This window comes from Saccharopolyspora sp. NPDC002686, assembly GCF_040295745.1.
In the GTDB taxonomy this organism is placed as follows: Bacteria; Actinomycetota; Actinomycetes; order Mycobacteriales; family Pseudonocardiaceae; genus Saccharopolyspora; species Saccharopolyspora oryzae.
Map to the genome: position 1 here is coordinate 1 of NZ_JBEOVY010000147.1, position 17,849 is coordinate 17,849.

20 protein-coding genes and 1 pseudogene are annotated in these 17,849 nt (G+C 69.1%); 12 read left to right on the forward strand and 9 right to left on the reverse strand.

The window, feature by feature from the left end; translation table 11 throughout:
• Positions 1 to 198: 198 nt before the first annotated feature.
• Together ABTZ89_RS20055 and map are read right to left on the reverse strand one after the other, a co-directional pair.
• Positions 199 to 1,371 carry a macrolide family glycosyltransferase gene (locus ABTZ89_RS20055; protein ID WP_351046770.1) on the reverse strand — a complete coding sequence of 391 codons (1,173 nt, stop codon included), beginning with the start codon at positions 1,369 to 1,371 and terminating at the stop codon, positions 199 to 201.
• Positions 1,372 to 1,546: 175 nt separating this feature from the next.
• Entirely contained in the window at positions 1,547 to 2,314 is a 768-nt protein-coding gene (gene map, locus ABTZ89_RS20060; RefSeq protein ID WP_351046773.1) for a type I methionyl aminopeptidase, read from the reverse strand.
• Between the two features lie 56 nt (positions 2,315 to 2,370).
• Between map and ABTZ89_RS20065 the strand changes: the two genes are divergently transcribed.
• Positions 2,371 to 2,646 (forward strand): helix-turn-helix domain-containing protein, encoded by a 276-nt coding sequence (locus ABTZ89_RS20065; RefSeq protein ID WP_270953915.1) that lies wholly within the window; start codon positions 2,371 to 2,373, stop codon positions 2,644 to 2,646.
• Here ABTZ89_RS20065 and ABTZ89_RS20070 read toward each other — a convergent pair.
• Positions 2,643 to 3,827 (reverse strand): MFS transporter, encoded by a 1,185-nt coding sequence (locus ABTZ89_RS20070; protein WP_351046776.1) that lies wholly within the window; start codon positions 3,825 to 3,827, stop codon positions 2,643 to 2,645. The genes ABTZ89_RS20065 and ABTZ89_RS20070 overlap by 4 nt on opposite strands.
• A gap of 51 nt (positions 3,828 to 3,878) precedes the next feature.
• Between ABTZ89_RS20070 and ABTZ89_RS20075 the strand changes: the two genes are divergently transcribed.
• Positions 3,879 to 4,364: a winged helix-turn-helix transcriptional regulator gene (locus ABTZ89_RS20075; protein ID WP_270954679.1), complete on the forward strand. Its 486-nt coding sequence runs from the start codon at positions 3,879 to 3,881 to the stop codon at positions 4,362 to 4,364.
• A gap of 295 nt (positions 4,365 to 4,659) precedes the next feature.
• Here the strand turns inward: ABTZ89_RS20075 and ABTZ89_RS20080 are convergent, their stop codons facing one another.
• Entirely contained in the window at positions 4,660 to 4,962 is a 303-nt protein-coding gene (locus ABTZ89_RS20080) for a hypothetical protein (RefSeq protein WP_351046779.1), read from the reverse strand.
• An 82-nt stretch (positions 4,963 to 5,044) separates the two neighbouring features.
• Here ABTZ89_RS20080 and ABTZ89_RS20085 point away from each other — a divergent pair, with 82 nt between their 5' ends.
• Together ABTZ89_RS20085 and ABTZ89_RS20090 are read left to right on the forward strand one after the other, a co-directional pair.
• A complete protein-coding gene (locus ABTZ89_RS20085) occupies positions 5,045 to 5,206 on the forward strand; it encodes a hypothetical protein (protein ID WP_351046782.1) in 162 nt (53 codons plus the stop codon).
• Positions 5,200 to 6,084 carry a hypothetical protein gene (locus ABTZ89_RS20090; RefSeq protein WP_351046785.1) on the forward strand — a complete coding sequence of 295 codons (885 nt, stop codon included), beginning with the start codon at positions 5,200 to 5,202 and terminating at the stop codon, positions 6,082 to 6,084. Before ABTZ89_RS20085 ends, ABTZ89_RS20090 begins: the two co-directional genes overlap by 7 nt.
• Positions 6,085 to 6,148: 64 nt before the next feature.
• Here the strand turns inward: ABTZ89_RS20090 and ABTZ89_RS20095 are convergent, their stop codons facing one another.
• A complete protein-coding gene (locus ABTZ89_RS20095) occupies positions 6,149 to 6,829 on the reverse strand; it encodes an MSMEG_4193 family putative phosphomutase (protein WP_351046787.1) in 681 nt (226 codons plus the stop codon).
• 80 nt (positions 6,830 to 6,909) lie between these two features.
• The gene (locus ABTZ89_RS20100) at positions 6,910 to 7,740 is read right to left on the reverse strand and encodes an undecaprenyl-diphosphate phosphatase (RefSeq protein ID WP_351046790.1); all 831 of its coding nucleotides are present in this window, start codon (positions 7,738 to 7,740) and stop codon (positions 6,910 to 6,912) included.
• 230 nt (positions 7,741 to 7,970) lie between these two features.
• Between ABTZ89_RS20100 and ABTZ89_RS20105 the strand changes: the two genes are divergently transcribed.
• The 3 genes from ABTZ89_RS20105 to ABTZ89_RS20115 all read left to right on the forward strand — a co-directional run bounded on the left by ABTZ89_RS20105 (position 7,971) and on the right by ABTZ89_RS20115 (position 10,223).
• On the forward strand, positions 7,971 to 8,936 hold the full coding sequence (locus ABTZ89_RS20105; protein ID WP_351046793.1) for an aldo/keto reductase: 966 nt from the start codon (positions 7,971 to 7,973) through the stop codon (positions 8,934 to 8,936).
• A 91-nt stretch (positions 8,937 to 9,027) separates the two neighbouring features.
• Entirely contained in the window at positions 9,028 to 10,008 is a 981-nt protein-coding gene (locus ABTZ89_RS20110; RefSeq protein WP_351046795.1) for a YncE family protein, read from the forward strand.
• Complete coding sequence (locus ABTZ89_RS20115) at positions 10,005 to 10,223, forward strand: DUF5703 family protein (RefSeq protein ID WP_270954499.1); 219 nt, start codon at positions 10,005 to 10,007, stop codon at positions 10,221 to 10,223. The genes ABTZ89_RS20110 and ABTZ89_RS20115 overlap by 4 nt, the downstream gene beginning before the upstream one ends.
• A gap of 3 nt (positions 10,224 to 10,226) precedes the next feature.
• Here the strand turns inward: ABTZ89_RS20115 and lplAB are convergent, their stop codons facing one another.
• A complete protein-coding gene (gene lplAB / locus ABTZ89_RS20120) occupies positions 10,227 to 11,384 on the reverse strand; it encodes a lipoate-protein ligase LplAB (RefSeq protein WP_351046799.1) in 1,158 nt (385 codons plus the stop codon).
• Between lplAB and ABTZ89_RS20125 the strand changes: the two genes are divergently transcribed.
• The 3 genes from ABTZ89_RS20125 (at position 11,359) to ABTZ89_RS20135 (ending at position 13,868) form a co-directional block, all read left to right on the forward strand.
• Positions 11,359 to 12,915 carry an N-acyl-D-amino-acid deacylase family protein gene (locus tag ABTZ89_RS20125; RefSeq protein ID WP_351046802.1) on the forward strand — a complete coding sequence of 519 codons (1,557 nt, stop codon included), beginning with the start codon at positions 11,359 to 11,361 and terminating at the stop codon, positions 12,913 to 12,915. The genes lplAB and ABTZ89_RS20125 overlap by 26 nt on opposite strands.
• A gap of 222 nt (positions 12,916 to 13,137) precedes the next feature.
• Positions 13,138 to 13,278, forward strand: a complete 141-nt coding sequence (locus tag ABTZ89_RS20130; RefSeq protein ID WP_270954493.1) for a hypothetical protein — start codon at positions 13,138 to 13,140, stop codon at positions 13,276 to 13,278.
• A 95-nt stretch (positions 13,279 to 13,373) separates the two neighbouring features.
• Entirely contained in the window at positions 13,374 to 13,868 is a 495-nt protein-coding gene (locus ABTZ89_RS20135) for a DUF6194 family protein (protein ID WP_351046806.1), read from the forward strand.
• A 44-nt stretch (positions 13,869 to 13,912) separates the two neighbouring features.
• Here the strand turns inward: ABTZ89_RS20135 and ABTZ89_RS20140 are convergent, their stop codons facing one another.
• Entirely contained in the window at positions 13,913 to 14,929 is a 1,017-nt protein-coding gene (locus tag ABTZ89_RS20140) for an alpha/beta fold hydrolase (RefSeq protein WP_351046809.1), read from the reverse strand.
• A gap of 345 nt (positions 14,930 to 15,274) precedes the next feature.
• Between ABTZ89_RS20140 and ABTZ89_RS20145 the strand changes: the two genes are divergently transcribed.
• Together ABTZ89_RS20145 and ABTZ89_RS20150 are read left to right on the forward strand one after the other, a co-directional pair.
• Positions 15,275 to 16,159 carry a TIGR03621 family F420-dependent LLM class oxidoreductase gene (locus ABTZ89_RS20145; RefSeq protein ID WP_351046815.1) on the forward strand — a complete coding sequence of 295 codons (885 nt, stop codon included), beginning with the start codon at positions 15,275 to 15,277 and terminating at the stop codon, positions 16,157 to 16,159.
• Positions 16,160 to 16,229: 70 nt separating this feature from the next.
• Positions 16,230 to 17,435 (forward strand): threonine synthase, encoded by a 1,206-nt coding sequence (locus tag ABTZ89_RS20150; RefSeq protein WP_351046812.1) that lies wholly within the window; start codon positions 16,230 to 16,232, stop codon positions 17,433 to 17,435.
• 146 nt (positions 17,436 to 17,581) lie between these two features.
• Here ABTZ89_RS20150 and ABTZ89_RS20155 read toward each other — a convergent pair.
• A pseudogene (locus ABTZ89_RS20155) lies at positions 17,582 to 17,849 on the reverse strand (hypothetical protein); the annotation flags it as partial.

A 17,849-nucleotide genomic window follows, 5' to 3' on the forward strand; every position in this document is an offset into this window, starting at 1 on the left:
GGTCGCCGCCTACGGCCGAGCTGTTCCGACGCTGACGCCATCGCGTTCCTGGCCGGTGGTTGCTCCGGCGTCTGAGCAACCACCGGCAACCTCTTACTAGACCTCAAAGATCCCCTGGTCAGGAGCCTACCCAGCCCTATCCGCCCGTTTTTTCCCGGTTACTACGGGGCCCCGGGTTGGGCGGCGCCCACCGGTGTGTCAGCTCAGGTGGTTTTCGAGGGCGTCGGCTCCGGCGACTGCACCGCCGCAGGAGCGCACGATGTCGCGCATGCGGGTGAGGTTGGCGCGGATGTCGGTGCTGTTGGCGACCTCGTCGACGGTGGCGCGCAGTTGGTCGGCGGTGACGGTGGCCGGGTCCAGGTGGCGGCCGAGGCCGAGTTCCTGCACGCGGGTGGCGTTGACGGCTTGTTCGGGCATCTGCGGGACGGCCACCAGCGGCACTGCGGCGTGCAGGGATTCCATGGTGGAGTTCATGCCGGTGTGGGAGATGAAGGCGTTGGCGTGGCGCAGCACCGCGGGTTGCGGGAAGCTCGCGCGCACCTCGAAGTTGCCGGGGATGGCGCCGAGTTCGGTCTGCTCGACGTTGTGGCCGGTGGACATCGCGACCTGCCAGGGGCTGTCGGCGAAGGCCTGCAGGCACATCCGGTAGAAGTCGGGGCGGTCGTTGAAGGCGGTGCCCAGGGCGATGTAGAGCAGCGGGGCGTGCGGGTCGCGGGGCTGCCAGGGCTGCTGGTCGCGTTCGCCGAGCAGGGGGCCGAGGAAGTGGAAGCGCTCGTCGAAGGTGTCGGCGGCCAGCTGGAACTGGCGGGGCAGGAACACCAGGTTGAGTTCGCCGGGCTGGGGCTGGAACGGCATCATCGGCCGCACGCCGAGTTCGTCACCGATCTGCTGGAATCGGCTGTGCATCTCGGCGAACATCTCGGTGGGGAATTGCGGTTGTCCGGCCGGGACGGCGTCGCGCAGCGAGAATTTCTCATTCGAGGCGAAACTGGGCATGAGCACGATCGCGGGAATGTCGAGTTCTTCGGCGAGCATGCGTCCGTGCGGGGTCATGGCGTCGACGCAGATGGCGTCGGGCGGGTCCTGGCGGAAGTGCTCGCGCAGCAGCGGGTAGCTGGTGCGCAGGTCGTCGCAGAAGAAGTCCAGCATCAACTTCATGCGCGCTGCGCTCAGCGCCTCGCGCCCGGCCTTGGGAAGTTCGGTGGGCAGTTCGACCAGTTCAGCTCCGGTTTCGGCCACGGTCTGGGCCATCTCGCGGCCCACGGCGTAGCTGACCCGGTGGCCGCGGCGCAGCAGTTCGGCCACCAGCGGCAGGGTGGGGTTGATGTGCCCGGAGGCGGGGATGCTGACGAAGGCGAAATGTTTTTTCATGATTCCTCGGGTGCGCAATTCCGCGATGGCGTGATCGGTAATTCACAGTATCCGGATGCGCGGCCGCCATCGCATGTGGGATTGATCATCGACGGGCGGCGGGGAATTCAGCTTTCAGGGGGTTGACCGGAATAGGGGTCGTCCTGGCAATGGACGGTCTGGTGTTGGCGGGCGGTCATGGCGCGGTGAGGATCACCGGGCCGCGGGTGGTGATGGCGATGGAGTGCCCGACGTGGGCGGCGCGGCTGCCGTCGGTGGTGCGCGTGGTCCAGCCGTCGTCGTCGGTGCTGGTGCTGTCGGCTCCCCCGGCCAGCAGCATCGGTTCGATCGACAGCACCAGCCCTGGGCGCAGCGGTGCGCCTGTGCCGGGGTGGCCGTCGTTGGGCACCGGTGGTGCTTCGCGCATGGCGCGGCCGACGCCGTGGCCGGTGAGGTGGGTGGGGATGCCGTAGCCGGCGCTGCGGGCGAGCACGCCGATGGCGCGGGCGATGTCGCCGGTGCGGGCGCCGGGCCGGGCCGCGGCGATACCTTCGGCCAGGGCTCGTTCGGCGGTGGCCACCAGGTCGGCGTCGGCGGGGGTGGCGGTGCCGACGGGGAAGGTGGTGGCGGCGTCGCCGACCCACCCGTGCAGGCGGACCGCGCAGCCGATGCTGATCAGGTCGCCGTCGGTCAGGCGGGTGCGGTCGGGGATGCCGCCGACGAGGGCGTCGTTGACCGAGGTGCTGATCGCGGCGGGGAACGGGTTCGCTGCCCAGCGCGGGTGGTAGCCGTCGAAGACCGGCCGGGCTCCGGCGTCGGTGATGGTGGTGCGGGCGAGCTCGTCGAGTTCGCGCAGCGGGGTGCCGGGCCGGGCGTGGGCGCGCACGGCGTGCAGGGTGCGGGCGGCGATGCGGCCGGCTTCGCGCAGGGCGTCGATCTCGGTGGTGCTCTTGAGCTCGATCACGCGTGCTCCTCCGCCAGCACTGGCCCAATGATTATACCGATATTAGTATCACGGTCATGGTGCGTGAACCGCTCACCGAGCACGAGCTGCGCCGGGGCGAGCTGCTGGGCCAGGCCCTCCGGGACGCGCGCGGCGAGCGCAGCATGGTCGAGATCGCCGCGGCGGCCGGTATTTCCACCGAGACGTTGCGCAAGATCGAGAAGGGGCGGATCCCGACCCCGGCGTTCTTCACCGTCGCGGCGGTGGCCGATGCGGTGGGTGTGTCCCTCGACGAGCTGCGCCGCACGATCTTGGCCGAGCAGCGCCCACCAGAGCAGCGCATTCCCGCTTAGCCGATGAGCTGGGGCTGTTCGGCGGTGTTCGCCGTGCGGCGGCTTGCCGCCCAGACGAGGAGGGCGCAGCCGGCGAAGACCGCGCCGAGGACGCTGGAGCCGGTCCATCCGGCGGTGGCGAACACGGTGGTCGTGGCCGCGGCGCCGAGGGCGGAGCCCAGCGAGTAGAAGATCATGTAGCCGCCGACGACGCTGCTGGTGCGGTGCGGGTGGGTCGTGGTGAGCAGGTGCTGGTTGCTCACGTGCACGGCTTGCACGGCGAAGTCGAGGACGATCACGCCGATCACCACCGGCCACAGCGACCGCGGTGCTTGCCCGATGGCCAGCCAGGATGCGGCCAGGAGTGCCAGCGCTGCCCCGGTGACGGCGCTGGCGCGCCCGGAATCGGCCCAGCGTCCGGCGCGGGCGGCGCCGAGCGCACCGGCGAGCCCGGCGATGCCGAACAGGCCGATCTGCGCCGGGCTCAAGTGCCAGGGTGCGGCTGCGAGCGGCAGTGCCAGGCCGCTCCACAGCGTGCCGAACGAGGCGAACAGGAAGAACGCGATCAGCCCGCGCGAGAGGAACAGCGGCTCGGTGAACAGTGCGGTCAGCGAGGTCAGCACCTGCCGGTAGGTGGCGTGGCTGGTGCGCGGGTCGGGTGGCAGCGTGGCCAGGGCGAGGCAGGCCAGGGCTACCAGGAGCGCGGCCAGGGCGAGGTAGGTGCCGCGCCAGCCCCAGGCGGTGGCCAGGGCGCCGGCGGCGATGCGTCCGCCGAGGATGCCGAGGACGACACCGGAGGTCACCGCGCCGAGGTTGCGGCCGCGTTCGTCGGGGGTGGACAGGGCCGCGGTGTAGGCGACCGTCGTCTGGACGACGACCGCGAACAGTCCGGCGGCGCCTAAGCCGATGAGCAGCGTCGAGATCTGGGTGGCTGTGGCGGCCAGCGCTGCTCCTGCCGCGGTGAGCGCGAGGTGTCCGGCGATGAGGGTGCGGCGGTCGACCATGTCGCCGAGCGGGACGAGGACGGCGAGTCCGGCCAGGTAGCCGAGCTGTCCGGCGGCCACGATCCAGCCCAGGTGGGCCTGCGGCACGCCGAGGTCGGTCCCGATCTGGGCGAGGACGGGTTGGGCGGCGTAGACGCCGGCGATGGCGACCGCGCAGATCATGGCGAACAGCGTCCTTCGGGCACGGGTCAGGCCCATCACCACTCCTTGATAAGTAGCAAAATGCAACTGTTCTGAGGGTAGGGCACAATGGTTTCAAACAGCAACTCTTCGGGAGGCGTGGTGACTCGCACCAGCACTGGGGATGCGTCCTGGACCGACCCGGCGTGCCCGGTCGCGCGCACGCTCGACCTGGTCGGGGACCGCTGGAGCCTGCTGATCGTGCGGGATGCGATGGACGGGGCGCGGGCGTTCACCGATTTCCAGCAGCGCACCGGGATCGCGCGCAACATCCTCACCGATCGGCTCCGCCGCCTGGTCGAGCGCGGCGTCCTCGACCGACAGACCGCGCCCTCGGGCCGGCGGCAGCTCTACTCCCTCACCCCGGCCGGGCGCGACCTGTTCACCGTCGTCGTGGCCTTGCGCCAGTGGGGCGAGCGGCACGCCTTCTCCCCCGGCGAAGACCACTCCGTCCTGGTCGACGAACGCGGTGTCGCGCTGCCGCGACTCGAGCCGGTGGACTCCGGCGGCCATGTCGCCGACGTCGACACCACCTCGGTGCGCAAGGCCGACTGAACCCCTGGCGGCATAACGCACCCTTAAAGACGGGTGAAGCCACATTCACTTGTGGACTGTCTACAAGCGACGAACTATGCGGTGACCGTTCGTGTCGGTTCATGCGTTTTCGGTGCGCAACAGCCGTTTTCGAACTGTCGAGGCGTAGATCACAATCGGGTGTTCGCGTCGACGTGCCCACCGGAAACGAGCCGGGAAGCGGGATCGACGTTTGCTTCCCGGATACAGATTCGTGATCCATTCGCTACTATTCGGCCCGCCGGTCGGGGAAACACGGCATCAACGCGAACAGGAGTCACTCGTTGCCAGCCGAACACCCCGCCCCGCTGCGCCGCTGGTGGTGGCGAAGCCCCCTGGCCGTCAGGCTGCTGCCCGCGGCCGCGCTGGTCGCCGCGACCGCCACCAGTGCCCTGAACGCGTTGCCGATGACCGCGAGCTCCCCCCTCGCCGACTCCCCACCACCGGCCGCTCCCCCACCGCCCGCACCCGAACCCCCTGCTGCCAGCACGACCGCGGCCCCGACCACCACGGCGCTCAGCAGCGCAGCACCGACCCCGCCCCCGAAAACCACCAGCCGCACCCCGATCACGACCAGCACGCGGCGGCCGAGCCCCTCCCCGTCTCCGCCGCCCCGCCCCCAACCCCGTCCCGACCCCGAGCAGCAGCACACCCCGACACCTGTGACCACCACGCCCGGCGACCCCGAGCAGGACTGGGTGCTGGTGGTCACCGAGAACGAACGCTGCTCCGAAGAAGGCGACTTCGCCCGCACCCCCAGCGGCGCGGCCGCCAGCTGCGAACGCGCCGCCGATGGCAAGTTGAGGTGGACCTCACGATGGTGAACTCCGATACCGACCGCACGCACATCAGCGCGCTGCACATCCTCGAAAACGGGCCCCACGCACCGCAATGCCCCCGAGGACACGGCCCGCTGACCACCGCACCCGATGAGCAGTCCCCCACCGGTGTCGCGCTGAGCTGCCCGGTCTGCGGACAACGCCGCGACAACGAGGTCTCGATGCTGCGCGCGCTGCTCAACCCCGGCACCGCCCGGTTCGACACCCCGCTGCAAACCTCCCCGGCCCCAGCACCCCGCTCAGCCCCGGAACCGGAACCGACGTCGTTCCTGCAACCGTCACCCGAGCCCACGCCCGCCCCGATTCCGGCCCCGACACCGGTCGAGGCGACGATGGAGATCGCTGCCGTGCGAGCCGAAGCCGTACGCGAACCCCTCGGCAAAACAACCTCGGAAACCCCCCGCGAGGACACCGACGACTTCGACTTCCCCCAACAACTCGCCCCGCGCAGCCGCGGCCAACGACCCGACGGCACCATCCGCACCACCGGCTGGCTGCAACTGGGCCGCCTGCGCGTCAGCTCCGGCTGGTGGGCCGCACTGGCCGGCGCCGCCCCCGCACTCGCCCTCACCGATCTCGCCACCTGGCTCCCCGCCGCACTACCCGCCGTGACCTGGACCGGATGGTTCACCACCGTCCGCTGGCTGCGCCCGGCATCCCCGGCGCTCAACCGCGAACGCGTCCACGCCGACGAACTCCTGCCAGGAGACCCGATCCGCATCTACGGCCCCATCGGACCGGTCGGCATCGTCGAGCAGGTCACCCCGACCACCGACGAGAAGGTCCTCGTCCGCTTCGTCGGCGGCACGCAACGCACCCTGCCCACCGACACGCGCTGCCGCATCGTGCACCTGCTCGCCTGAAACCCCGGGGAAGGCGAGCAAACGAAGATGGGGCGTGCGCATGGGAGGCGCGCACGCCCCCTCTTCACGCTGGAGTGCCCGTCGAACCGCCCACCACGGCATCCGACGATCCACCGGACTCCTTCGGCGGCAACAACGCCGACACATCACCACCGGTGTCGTTGACCTTCAGCACGAACGGCCGGGTCTCGGTGTAGCGCACAACGCTGACCGAACACGGATCCACCACCAGCCGCTGAAACGCATCCAAGTGCATGCCCAGCGCATCGGCCAGCACCGCCTTGATCACATCACCATGCGTGCAGGCCAACCACACCGCATCAGCCCCCCACTCGCGATCCCGCGCCCGCACCGCGGCCACCGCCCGGGCCTGCACCTGCGCCAAACCCTCACCACCAGGGAACACCGCCGCCGACGGGTGCTGCTGCACCACCTTCCACAACGGCTCCTGCGTCAACTCGCTGATCTTGCGACCGGTCCACTCGCCGTAATCGACCTCCGCCAACTCCGGCTCCACCACCGGCGACAAGCCCCGCTCGGCCACCAGCCCCGCCACGGTCTCCTGGCACCGCTGCATCGGCGAAACCACCACCTCGCTCAACGCAACACCGGCCAACCGGCCCACCACACCCGCAGCCTGGCCCGCCCCGACCTCGTCCAACCCCACACCAGCCGCCCGGCCCGCCAGAATCCCCGAACCGTTGGCCGCCGAACGCGCATGCCGCAACAAGATGAGAGTCGCCACGTCCGCCGAGGGTAGGCCACCCGAGAAAAACGCGGCCCGCACCCACCCGGCACGGACCGCGCTTCCCACCGCACATCACCTCACGGCTGCATGACACCGAAGCCCAGCAGCGCGAACACCAGCAGACCCAACGCGATCCGGTACCACACGAACAAGTACACGCTGTGGCGCTCCACGAACCGCAGCAGCCACGCGATCACCGCGTACCCGACCACACCGGCCACCACCGTCGCCACGATCATCTGCGCCCCCGACGGCTGCAAACCGTGCGAACTGGGCTCGAACACGTGCGGGATCTCCGACAACCCCGCCGCGAACACCGCCGGAATCGCCAGCAAGAACGAGAACCGCACCGCCGTCGGCCGAGCCAACCCCAACGACAAACCCGCCGTGATCGTGCCACCCGACCGCGACACACCCGGGATCAACGCCAACGACTGCGCAAAACCCATCACCACACCATCGCTGAGCTTGAGCTGCCCCTGACCACGACGCTGCTGCCCGAACCGCTCGGCCAACCCCAGCAGCACACCGAACACGATCAACATCGCACCGGTGACCCACAAGCTCCGCAACGACGACCGGATGTAGTCCTGGAACAACACCCCCAACACCCCGATCGGGATGCTGCCCACGATCACGTACCACGACAACCGGTAGTCCTGCGTCCCCCGCACCTCCGCGTTGAACAACCCCCGGAACCACACCGCCACCAACCGGGCGATGTCCTTGGCGAAGTAGATCACCACCGCCAGCTCGGTACCGATCTGCGTCACCGCGGTGAACGACGCACCCGCATCATCACCGAAGAACAACTCCGACACGATCCGCAAATGGCCCGACGAGGAAATCGGCAGGAACTCGGTCAGCCCCTGGACCACGGCCAACACCATGGCCTGCAACCACGACAACGAAACCCACTCCAGAAAAGTCGCGACGAAAAACCGGCACGAACCCGCACCCGCGGGCAGCCGAGAAGACCGCCCCAAATCTTGCAGCATCCCCCGCGACCGCCGCACGCACCCCGGGCGAACACCCGGCGAACAACCACCAACCCCACCTGTGATCCGGAACACCGGCGTTCAGACCCGCCGTCCCAACCTCACCAACACAAGCCCCCGCACCGAATACCCTCCCCACCGTGGAACACCGACAGCTCGGCCGCAGCGGCCTCCGCGTCTCCCGCCTCGCCCTCGGCACCATGACCTGGGGACTCGACACCGACGCCGACGGCGCCGCCGAACAGCTGACGACCTTCCACGACGCCGGCGGCACCCTCATCGACACCGCCGACGTCTACCAGGACGGCCAAGCCGAACAAATCCTCGGCGACCTGCTCACCCACCACATCCCCCGCGACGAAATCGTGCTCGCCACCACCGCCGCCGCCCGCCGCAAACCCGGCCCCTTCGGCGGCGGCGCCTCCCGCGGCTCCCTGCTCGCCGCCCTCGACGACTCACTGCGCCGCCTGCAAACCGACCACATCGACCTCTGGCAACTCCACGCCTGGGACCCCGCCGTCCCCCTCGAGGAAACCCTCGCCGCCCTCGACACCGCCACCACCACCGGACGCGTCCGCTACGCCGGCATCGCCAACTACGCCGGATGGCAACTGGCCACCGCCGCCACCCACCAACGCGCCCACCCCACCCGCACCCCCCTGATCTCCACCCAGCACGAATACTCCCTGCTCGACCGCAGCGCCGAACGCGAAGTCATCCCCGCCACCACCCACCACGGCCTCGGCCTGCTCGCCTGGGCACCCCTCGGCCGCGGCGTGCTCACCGGCAAGTACCGCAACTCCACCCCCGCCGACTCCCGCGGCGCCGGCCCCCTGGCCAGCTACGTCGAACACCACCGCACCGAACGCGCCGCCCGCATCGTGCACGCCGTGCTCACCGCCGCCGAAGGACTCGGCACCCCACCCGCCCACGTCGCCCTCGCCTGGGTCCGCGACCGCCCCGGCGTCACCGCCCCCGTCCTCGGCACCCGCACCACCGCACAGCTCAAAACCGCCCTCGACTCCGACGACCTCACCCTGCCCCCCGCCATCCGCGCCGCACTCGACGACATCAGCGCCCCCGACCAACCCACCACCCAACCCTGACCACGCCACACCCCCCAACAGCCCATCAGGGATGCTGGAGACGAACCACCCCGCACACCACCGCGGGCCAGCACCCCCAAGGAGGGCCTCGTTGCGCCGTCTGGTCATCACGTGCCTGATCGCCACCCTGCTCACCAGCTGCGGGACCGACAGGCCCAGTGACCCCCTCCAGGTCACCGACAACCTGACCGCAGCAACGCCCGCCACCTCACCAGCCGCAACAACCCCACCAGCAGGTCAGGTCCACCCCGCACCACCGGTGCAGCTGAGCGCCTTCGACCCCGAGACCACCACCCTCGTGCTGGCCAGCGGCCCCACCCTCACCCTGATCAACACCAGCACCGGAGCCCAGCAGCAGGTCACCCTGGCCAGCCCGCCGGCCGGACTGCACACCCAGAACGGCCAGCTCCTCGCCGCACTCCCCGACAGCGGCCAGATCACCCGCGTCGACCTGCGCACCGCCCAACCCAGCAGCACCACCGTCCCCGGCGGCCCCGTCTACGCCGTCGACCTCGACGCCGAACGCACCGCAGTCGCCCTGCGCAACCCCGCCACCGTCACCATCCTGCGCAACGGCACACCCACCGCCACCGCCGACAACCTCTCCGGCCCAGCACAACTGCTGCCCACCCCCAACGACGTCTACGTCCTGGACCGCCTCACCACCGCCATCACCCCCATCAACCCCACCAACGGCGAAAAAGGCGCAGGCCTGCGCGCCGGACAAGGCGCCACCAACGCCATCAGCGACCGCTACGGACGCATCATCACCATCGACACCCGAGGCCAAGAACTCCTCGCCTTCAGCACCGACCCCCTGGTGATGAAACAGCGCTACCCCGTCCCCGGCTCCCCCTACGGCCTCGCCTACGACCCCACCCGCGACCTAGCCTGGGTCACACTGACCGCGACCAACGAACTCGTCGGCTACGACATCGCCGGCGGCGAACCCACCGAACGCCACCGACTGCCCACCATCACCCAACCCAACAGCGTCGCAGTCGACCCCCACACCGGAACGATCTACGTCGCCTCCGCCAACGGCGCCGGATACCAGGTGGTGAAGCCATGACCCCACCCCCCGAAGGGAACGACCCCGACTGGGAGTACCGACCGCTGCGCCTCCCCCCAGGCGTCACCCGCTTGAGCGCAGCGGTGCAACTGAGCATCCACGCCGAGTTCTCCGGCTGGGAACTCTCCCGCGTCCTGCTCTACGCCGACGGAACCCGCAAGGTCTGGCTCCGCCGCAAAAGATCAACACCCGGCGTCCCCGAACTCCTCACCTGAGCATCACGGGACCCGCAACAACCACTCACGAGTCGCGAACTTCGACTCGATCAACTCCTGCGCCCGCACGCGCTCGGCATCGGTCACCGGCCCCTCCACCAACCCGAACCGATCCCGAAAACCACCGATCAACCGATCGATGACGACCTCGCGAGCCAACCCCGTCTGCCGCCGCAACGGATCCACCCGCTTCTTCGCGCTCGCCACGCCCTTGTCGGACAACTTCTCCTTGCCGACCCGCAGCACCTCACCCATCTTGTCCGCATCGATGCTGTAGGACATCGTCACGTGGTGCAGCACCGCCCCCGACGCCAACCGCTTCTGCGCCGCACCACCGATCTTGCCCGCATCCGAAGCGATGTCGTTCAACGGCTGGTACCACACGTTCAACCCCAACTCCCGCAACACACCCAGCACCCAGTCGTCCAAGAACGCGTACGACTCCCCGAAACTCATCCCCGCCACCAACGACACCGGCACGTACAGCGAATACGTCACCGTGTTCCCCGGCTCCACGAACATCGCCCCACCACCGGTGATCCGCCGCACCACCTCGATCCCGTGCCGCTGCGCCCCCTCCAGATCCACCTCGTTGCGCACCGACTGGAAACTCCCGATGATCACCGACGGCGCCGCCCACTCCCAGAACCGCAACGTCGGCGCCCGACGACCCGCACCCACCTCCTCCGCCAACACCTGGTCCAACGCCATGTGCATCAACGGGGTCTGCGGCCCGTCGTGCACCAACCACCACTCGTGATCAGACCAATCCGACGCCCGCGACAACGCCCGACGCACCGCCACCGCCACCGCATCCGCGTCGAACCCACCCAACCGCGCCCCCTCCGGCAACCCGCTCCGGACCCGACGCGCCAACTCCTCCCCATCCGCATCCACCGGCGCCCCCGTCAACGCACCGTTGATCGCCTCCAACGCCTCATCCGGTTCCAGGAAGAAATCACCGCTCAACCGCACCCCGGACAACCGGCCGTCCACCACGTCCAGATCGACCACGACCAACTTCCCACCGGGAACCTTGTACTCACCGTGCACCGCGAACACCCCTGAACATCGACACCTACACCGGACAACATCGCACGAACCGCGATATTCCACCCCACCCGGAGGCCACCACGTGACCCGCACCGAACTGCTGCTCACCGGCGCCCAACTCGCCGACGGCACCGGCACCCCGCTGCGCCCCGCCGACGTCCTCCTCCACGACGACCGCATCACCGCCGTCGAAGCACCCGGCACCTTCCCACCCGGCACACCCCGACGAGACCTCACCGGCCTGGTACTGGCCCCCGGCTTCATCGACGTCCACTCCCACGCCGACAACGCACCCCTGCTCCCCACCGACGACACCACCAAGATCCACCAAGGCATCACCACCGAAATCGTCGGCAACTGCGGCTTCAGCCTCGCCCCGCGCAGCAGCACCCACCACGACACCCTCGCCACCTTCCTGCAACGCCTCTTCCCACCCCTGGACCTGACCTGGACCGGCTTCCACGACCTGTTCGCCACTACCGACGCCGCCGGCTACGTCACCAACTACTGCCCCCTCATCGGCCACGGCACCCTCCGCATCGCCGCCACCGGCATGACCGACGCAGCCCCCGACGACGACGCCCGCCGCACCATGCGCACCGCCCTCGAAGAAGGCATGACCGCCGGCGCCTTCGGCCTCTCCAGCGGCCTGATCTACCCACCCGCCGTCTTCGCCACCACCGACGAGCTCACCGACCTCGCCACCGTCCTCGGCGGCAACGGCCGCTACGTCACCCACATGCGCAACGAAGGCGACGCCCTGATCGACTCCCTCGACGAAGCCCTGCGCATCGGAGCCACCGCCGGGAGAACCCACATCTCCCACCTCAAGGTCACCGGAGCCCGAAACTGGGGCACCATGCAAGCCGCCCTCGACCGGCTCGACGACGCCCGGCACCACGGCCAGCACGTCCACCAGGACATCTACCCCTACACAGCGTCCTCCACGATGCTCACCGCCGTACTGCCCGCCCACTACCTCGTCGGCAGCCCCGACGACATCCTCACCCGCCTGACCAATCCCGCCAACCGCGCCGAAATCGCCACCGCGGTCACCACCAGCACCCAGTGGGACCGCATCCTCATCGCCACCACCGCCAGCCACCGCCACGAAGGCCGCACCCTCGCCGACATCGCCGACACCACCGGCGTCGAACCCGTCGACGCGCTCATCGACGTCCTGGTCGGCGAACGCCTGCGCGCGGCGATGATCCACTTCAGCATGCACGAGGACGACCTCGAACTCGCCCTGTCCGACCCGCACACCGCGATCGGCTCCGACGGCCTCCCGCCCGGCACCGGCGGCAAACCGCACCCGCGCCTGACCGGCACCTTCCCCCGCGTCCTCGGCCGCTACACCCGCGAACGCGCCGTGCTCACCCTGCCCGAAGCCGTGCACCGGATGACCTGGCTGCCCGCGCAGATCTTCGGCATACCGGACCGCGGTCTGATCGCCCCCGGCAAGATCGCCGACCTCGTCGCCTTCGACCCGCGGACCGTCCACGACCTCGGCGACTACCAGGACCCGATGCAGCAACCCGCCGGCATCCCGTGGGTCTGCCAGAGCGGCCGCACCGTCGTCGACGAAGGCCGATACCTCGGTCCTCGCAGCGGAATCCGCCTCACCCCGCGAACCTGATCGCCGTCGAGGCGATCTTTTCGAGTCGTGCTTTGGTGACCTTCGGGTGTTCTGATTAATTTCAGTCAACACTGAAGTTATTAAAACTAATATTGCTGCTGATCAACGATCTCCGCTTGCCCGACCGAGCGATTCCGATCAGCGCTCGAGCGCGCCGCGATGCGATCCCCGGTGACGAGAAGCACCATCGGACAGTCACTTCCGCGTCGAAAGGAGCCGGTCATGACTCTCTCCGACCCCCTCACCACTCAGCAGCGCTTCGACTCCTTCGACGCGGACCGCGACGAACTGCTCCTCCCCGCCCAGGACCGCACCGAGCTCGACGAACTGGACGAGAGCCACCTGATCCGCGGCTACGACTGACCTGCTGTTTGAAGGCTGGTGGTCCGCGAACTGGGCCACTGCCCCACTTTCGCGGAAAAAGTCTCACATGGTCCTTCAACGATACGGTTGAAGGAGTGAACACCAGCGAGAACACCCGCCGAGAGCTGACCCAGGACGAGATCATCGAGCACGCCCGCGGTCTGCCCGGCGTCGTGGCGGAAACGGCAGGCGAAGTCACCGGAGCCCCGGAGATCGCGTGGGGCGACACCTTCTTCTCCTACGACCCGGACGGCCTCGCCCCCGCCGACCGGCCGTTCCCCTTCGCCACGATCGTCACCAAGGACTACACCGGCTTCGACACCGAATCGAACGTCGACCGGCCCGGCGTCTACCGCCTCAACATCAACGTCGGCAGAGCGGAGTTCGAACGACTCGTCGGCCACACCCCCGCCGCCCACCCGACCCACCACGCCGACTTCGACTACACCGAGCTGGACCGGCTCCTCCCCCACCCCGCCTACGCCACCCAAGGCTGGATCTCGGTCCTCAACCCCGGCCAGCGCACCGCCGACCAAGCCCTGAGCTTGATCACCCGAGCCCACGCCCGGGCAGTGCAACGCCACCGATGAGGCGAATTGCGGCTGGTCATCGCGACCAGCCGCAATTCGCCTCATCACGCGTCTCGCGCCAGCAGTTCCTTGAGCGCCCCGTCGATCACGGCGGTATCCACCGGGTTCATCCCACCACCGGCGAAGTGGCCCCACGCGCCGGGAATCACCCGGAGCTCCGCGCCCGGTATGCGGGCGACCTCCCACTCGTTGTCCTCCGGCGGGAAGTACAGGTCCTGCTGACCGGGCATGATGATCGACTCCGCTCGGATGCCCGCCAACGCCTCCTCGATCCCGGCGTATCCCGGGGTCGCTCCGAGATCGGCGTTCTGCCACGTCCACAGCATGGTCAGCAAGTTGTTCGCATCCCGCTGGAGGAACAGCGCCTCCCAGTACCCCACGAGGAAGTCCTCCAGGCTCCCGTAGTCCAAGGGCTCCGACTCGTAGCACTTCTCCCGGTAGAACTGCTGGCTGAACCCCCAACCCGCGTACACCCGAGCCAGCGCACGCAGCCCCGTCGTGGGCTGAGCGTCGTACCAACCACCGTGCCACGCCGCATCAGCGGTGAGCGCCGCCTTGACGCCCTCCAAGAACACGATGTTGTGCACGCTGGTCTTGGCCGCACCGCAGAACGGCAGCATCCGCCGCACCATCTCGGGATGGCTCAGCGCCCACTGGTAGGTCTGCGCCGCCCCCATCGACCACCCGGTCACCAGCTCCAGGCGCTCGATCCCGAACTGCTCGGTGACCAGGCGGTGCTGCAGCCGGACGTTGTCGTGGATCGTCACGTCGGGGAACCGCGCCCGGTCGTGCGGCGGCGGCGTGTTGCTCGGCGAGGACGACAACCCGTTGCCGAGCATGTTCGGGATGATGATGAAGTACCGCGACGGATCCAGCGCCATGCCCTCGCCGATCAGCCACTCGTTGTCGTAATGCTGACCCGAGTACCACGTCGGGTAGACGATCGCGTTGGACTTGTCGCCGTTGAGCTCGCCGTAGGTCTTGTACGCCAGCTTCGCCTGCCGCAGCGTGGCGCCGCCCTGCAACCGGACGTCCCCGAGCTCGAACACGTCGTAATCCATCAAAACCCTCCGACCCGCACCGTGCTGCCCGGCGAGCTGCCCGAGCCGGCCCGCCGGCCGACGCGCCCAGTCTCATCCAGGCCGGGAACGAGCACCACTCCCGGAAACGGGGCGCTGCGCCCTCGCGTCCGGGCTGTTTGAAAGCTGTGCGGTCCGTCGATGAGCGGTTTTCGCCGGAGTTTATTTCAATTGACACTGAATTAATCGATGCAGCAGAAATCAGATGTCGTTCACCCCGGAGCGGATGGTCAAGGGCGCAGCCTTGCGGCAGCGTGGGTCCATGACCGAATTCCGGTTCGCCCACAACATCTTCGGCCTGGAATCACCTGAGTCCTTCCGCGCGGCCTGCCGCCGCGCGGAAGAGCAGGGCTACGACACCGCCTTCGCCGCCGACCACCTCGGAATCCCCTCCCCTTCCCCACCCTCGTCGCCGCGGCCCAGGCGACTGAACGGCTCAGGGTCGGCACCCTCGTGCTCAACGCGCCCTTCTGGAATCCCGCGCTGCTGGCCCGCGAAATCGCCACCACCGATCTCCTCACCGGCGGCCGCCTGGAGGTGGGACTCGGCGCGGGCCACATGAAGTGGGAATTCGACGAGGCCGGCATCGAGTGGCAGTCCTTCGACGAACGAGCCGATCAGCTGGAAGCCCTGATCGCCGAGCTGACCGAGCTGTTCGGCTCCGACGGCTACGAGCAGCAGGCCGTCCTCCGCGAGAACTTCGGCCTCCCCGCGCTCCGGCCGGTCCAGCGCACCGGCTTCGGCGGGTTCGGGCCACCGCTGATCGTCGGCGGCACCGGCGACCGGATCCTGGAGATCGCGGGCCGGACCGCGGACGTCATCGGTGTCGCCGGCGTCCTCCAGATCCCCGGACAGCCGCCGGGCACGTTCCGGATCGTCACCGCGGCGGAGACCGACGAACGAGTCCGGTACGCGCGCGAACAGGCCGGTGAGCGGGCCGGCGAGGTGGAGTGGCAGGCCCTGGCCCAGGCGGCGGTGGTGACCGACGACCGCCGCTCCGCCGCGGAGGAGTTCCTCGCTCGGTCCGGATCGACGATGGCGGTCGACGAACTGCTGGAGATGCCGTTCGTCTTCATCGGCACGATCGAGCAGATGGCCGACCAGGTCCTGCGCAACTACGAGCGCTACGGCTTCACCTACTACGCGATCCACGGCCCCTACAAGGACGCATTCGCCCCGGTGATCGAACGCGTCCGCGCCACGAGCAGCTAGCCACCGGCAGATCGGGTTGTCGGCGGGAAAACCGACGCCGGCTGCTCCGGCACGGGTAGGGTCCAGCGACGTGGTGAATGATCGTTCTTCGGCCATCGGGCAGCGTTCGTTGGGAGATCCGGGCATCCGCTACCCGCTCTGGCCGCCGCTGACCACCGGCTGCCCGGAGACCAGCACCGAAACCACCTCCTACCCCGTCGAGGTCGATTACGACTACGACCGCGTTCCGCCCGAGCTGTTCCAGCAGCCGGCCGGCTCGGGGCTGGACCGCTGGGCTCCCCTGCTGCCGCCGCTCCACGCACCAGGGCTCGGAGAAGGCGGAACCCCGCTGATCGAGCTCCCCGGCGACGGGGTGCACATCAAGGACGAATCCCGGAATCCGACGTGGAGCCACAAGGACCGGCTCAACCGCGTCGCGGTGAGCGCCGCAGCGGGCATCGGAGCTCCCGGAATCGTGGTCGCCTCGTCCGGAAACCACGGCGCCTCCGCAGCCGCGTTCGCCGCCCGCGCCGGTCTGCGGTGCATCGTGCTGGCTTCGCCGGCACCACCGGCCGTCAACACGTTCCTGCGGTCCTACGGCGCCGTCGTGCTGACGGTGCCGACCGAGGCGCGGTGGCCGCTGCTTCGCCGGATCGTGGCGGAGACCGGCTTCCACCCGGTCAGCAACAGCACCACGACGCACACCGGGCACGCGTTCGGCCCCGAGGGCTACAAGACGGTCGCCTACGAGGTCTTCGCCGAACTCGGTGTCCCGGCGGCGATGTTCGTCCCGACCGGGTACGGAGAGCTGCTGTTCGGCGTGTGGAAGGGGTTCGCCGAACTCGTGCGCCTGGGCCTCGCGGCCAGAACGCCCCGGCTGTTCGCCTGCGAACCCGCCGCTGGCGGACCACTCTCCCGCGCGATCTCACAAGGACTCCCGGCTACCTCGGTCGAGGTCGGCCCCACCTCCGCGTACGGGATCAGCTGCGCTGTGGGCGGCTTCCGAGCGACGGTGGCAGTCCAGGAGAGCGCCGGGCGCGCACTCCTGGTGGACGACGCGGAGATGGCCGCGGCCCAGCGGGACCTGGGGCGTTCCGGGCTCTGGTGCGAGGTCTCCTCGGCGGCCGGGCTCGCGGGGTTCCGGCAAGTGCGCGAGGAGTTCGACGGGCCGGTGGTGTGCGTGACGACCTCCAGCGGCTTCAAGGACATCGGTGTCGGAACCGAGCGGCCGGACGTCCTCGCCCCCGAGTGGGACGTGGTGCGCCGCCACCTCCGGAACGCCGACATCCACTGCTGATCATCGCCGTCCCCGGGGGTCCAGGCTGTTCTCCCTTGCGGTTCCAGCTCGCCCGATTCGAGGCTTAATTTCATTCAACACTGAAACCATAGATACTGTCGAACGTGATCAAGATGATGCTGATTTAGGCACTGAGTGCCGTTGATTCACCGGAGTTCGCGGAGCGCGTCCTCGAGCTGCTTGAGCACCACGTCCGTCGGAGCCGCCGTCCGGACGACACCCACGACCACGCTCTCCCCTTCGGCGGCGGTGGACTCCACTGCGGATCGCCGTCCGTTCAGCGCCGCGGCGACCTGCTCGATCGCCTCGCGCAGGTGCCGCTTGGCGTCCAGCGCTCCCCCGCTCTTCAGCCACTGCCGGAGGATGTGGTTGTACACCGGTTTCGCGCAGATCATGGCGCTGGGCCGGCGGAAC

Bases quoted from the DNA above. Each gene is read 5' to 3' on its own strand.
- ABTZ89_RS20090 (WP_351046785.1), top strand. From the start codon at position 5,200: ATGGTGAACTCCGATACCGACCGCACGCACATCAGCGCGCTGCACATC.
- ABTZ89_RS20115 (WP_270954499.1), top strand. From the start codon at position 10,005: ATGACCCCACCCCCCGAAGGGAACGACCCCGACTGGGAGTACCGACCG.
- ABTZ89_RS20055 (WP_351046770.1), bottom strand. From the start codon at position 1,371: ATGAAAAAACATTTCGCCTTCGTCAGCATCCCCGCCTCCGGGCACATC.
- ABTZ89_RS20140 (WP_351046809.1), bottom strand. From the start codon at position 14,929: ATGGATTACGACGTGTTCGAGCTCGGGGACGTCCGGTTGCAGGGCGGC.
- ABTZ89_RS20130 (WP_270954493.1), top strand. From the start codon at position 13,138: ATGACTCTCTCCGACCCCCTCACCACTCAGCAGCGCTTCGACTCCTTC.
- ABTZ89_RS20065 (WP_270953915.1), top strand. From the start codon at position 2,371: ATGGTGCGTGAACCGCTCACCGAGCACGAGCTGCGCCGGGGCGAGCTG.
- ABTZ89_RS20070 (WP_351046776.1), bottom strand. From the start codon at position 3,827: ATGGGCCTGACCCGTGCCCGAAGGACGCTGTTCGCCATGATCTGCGCG.
- ABTZ89_RS20075 (WP_270954679.1), top strand. From the start codon at position 3,879: ATGGTTTCAAACAGCAACTCTTCGGGAGGCGTGGTGACTCGCACCAGC.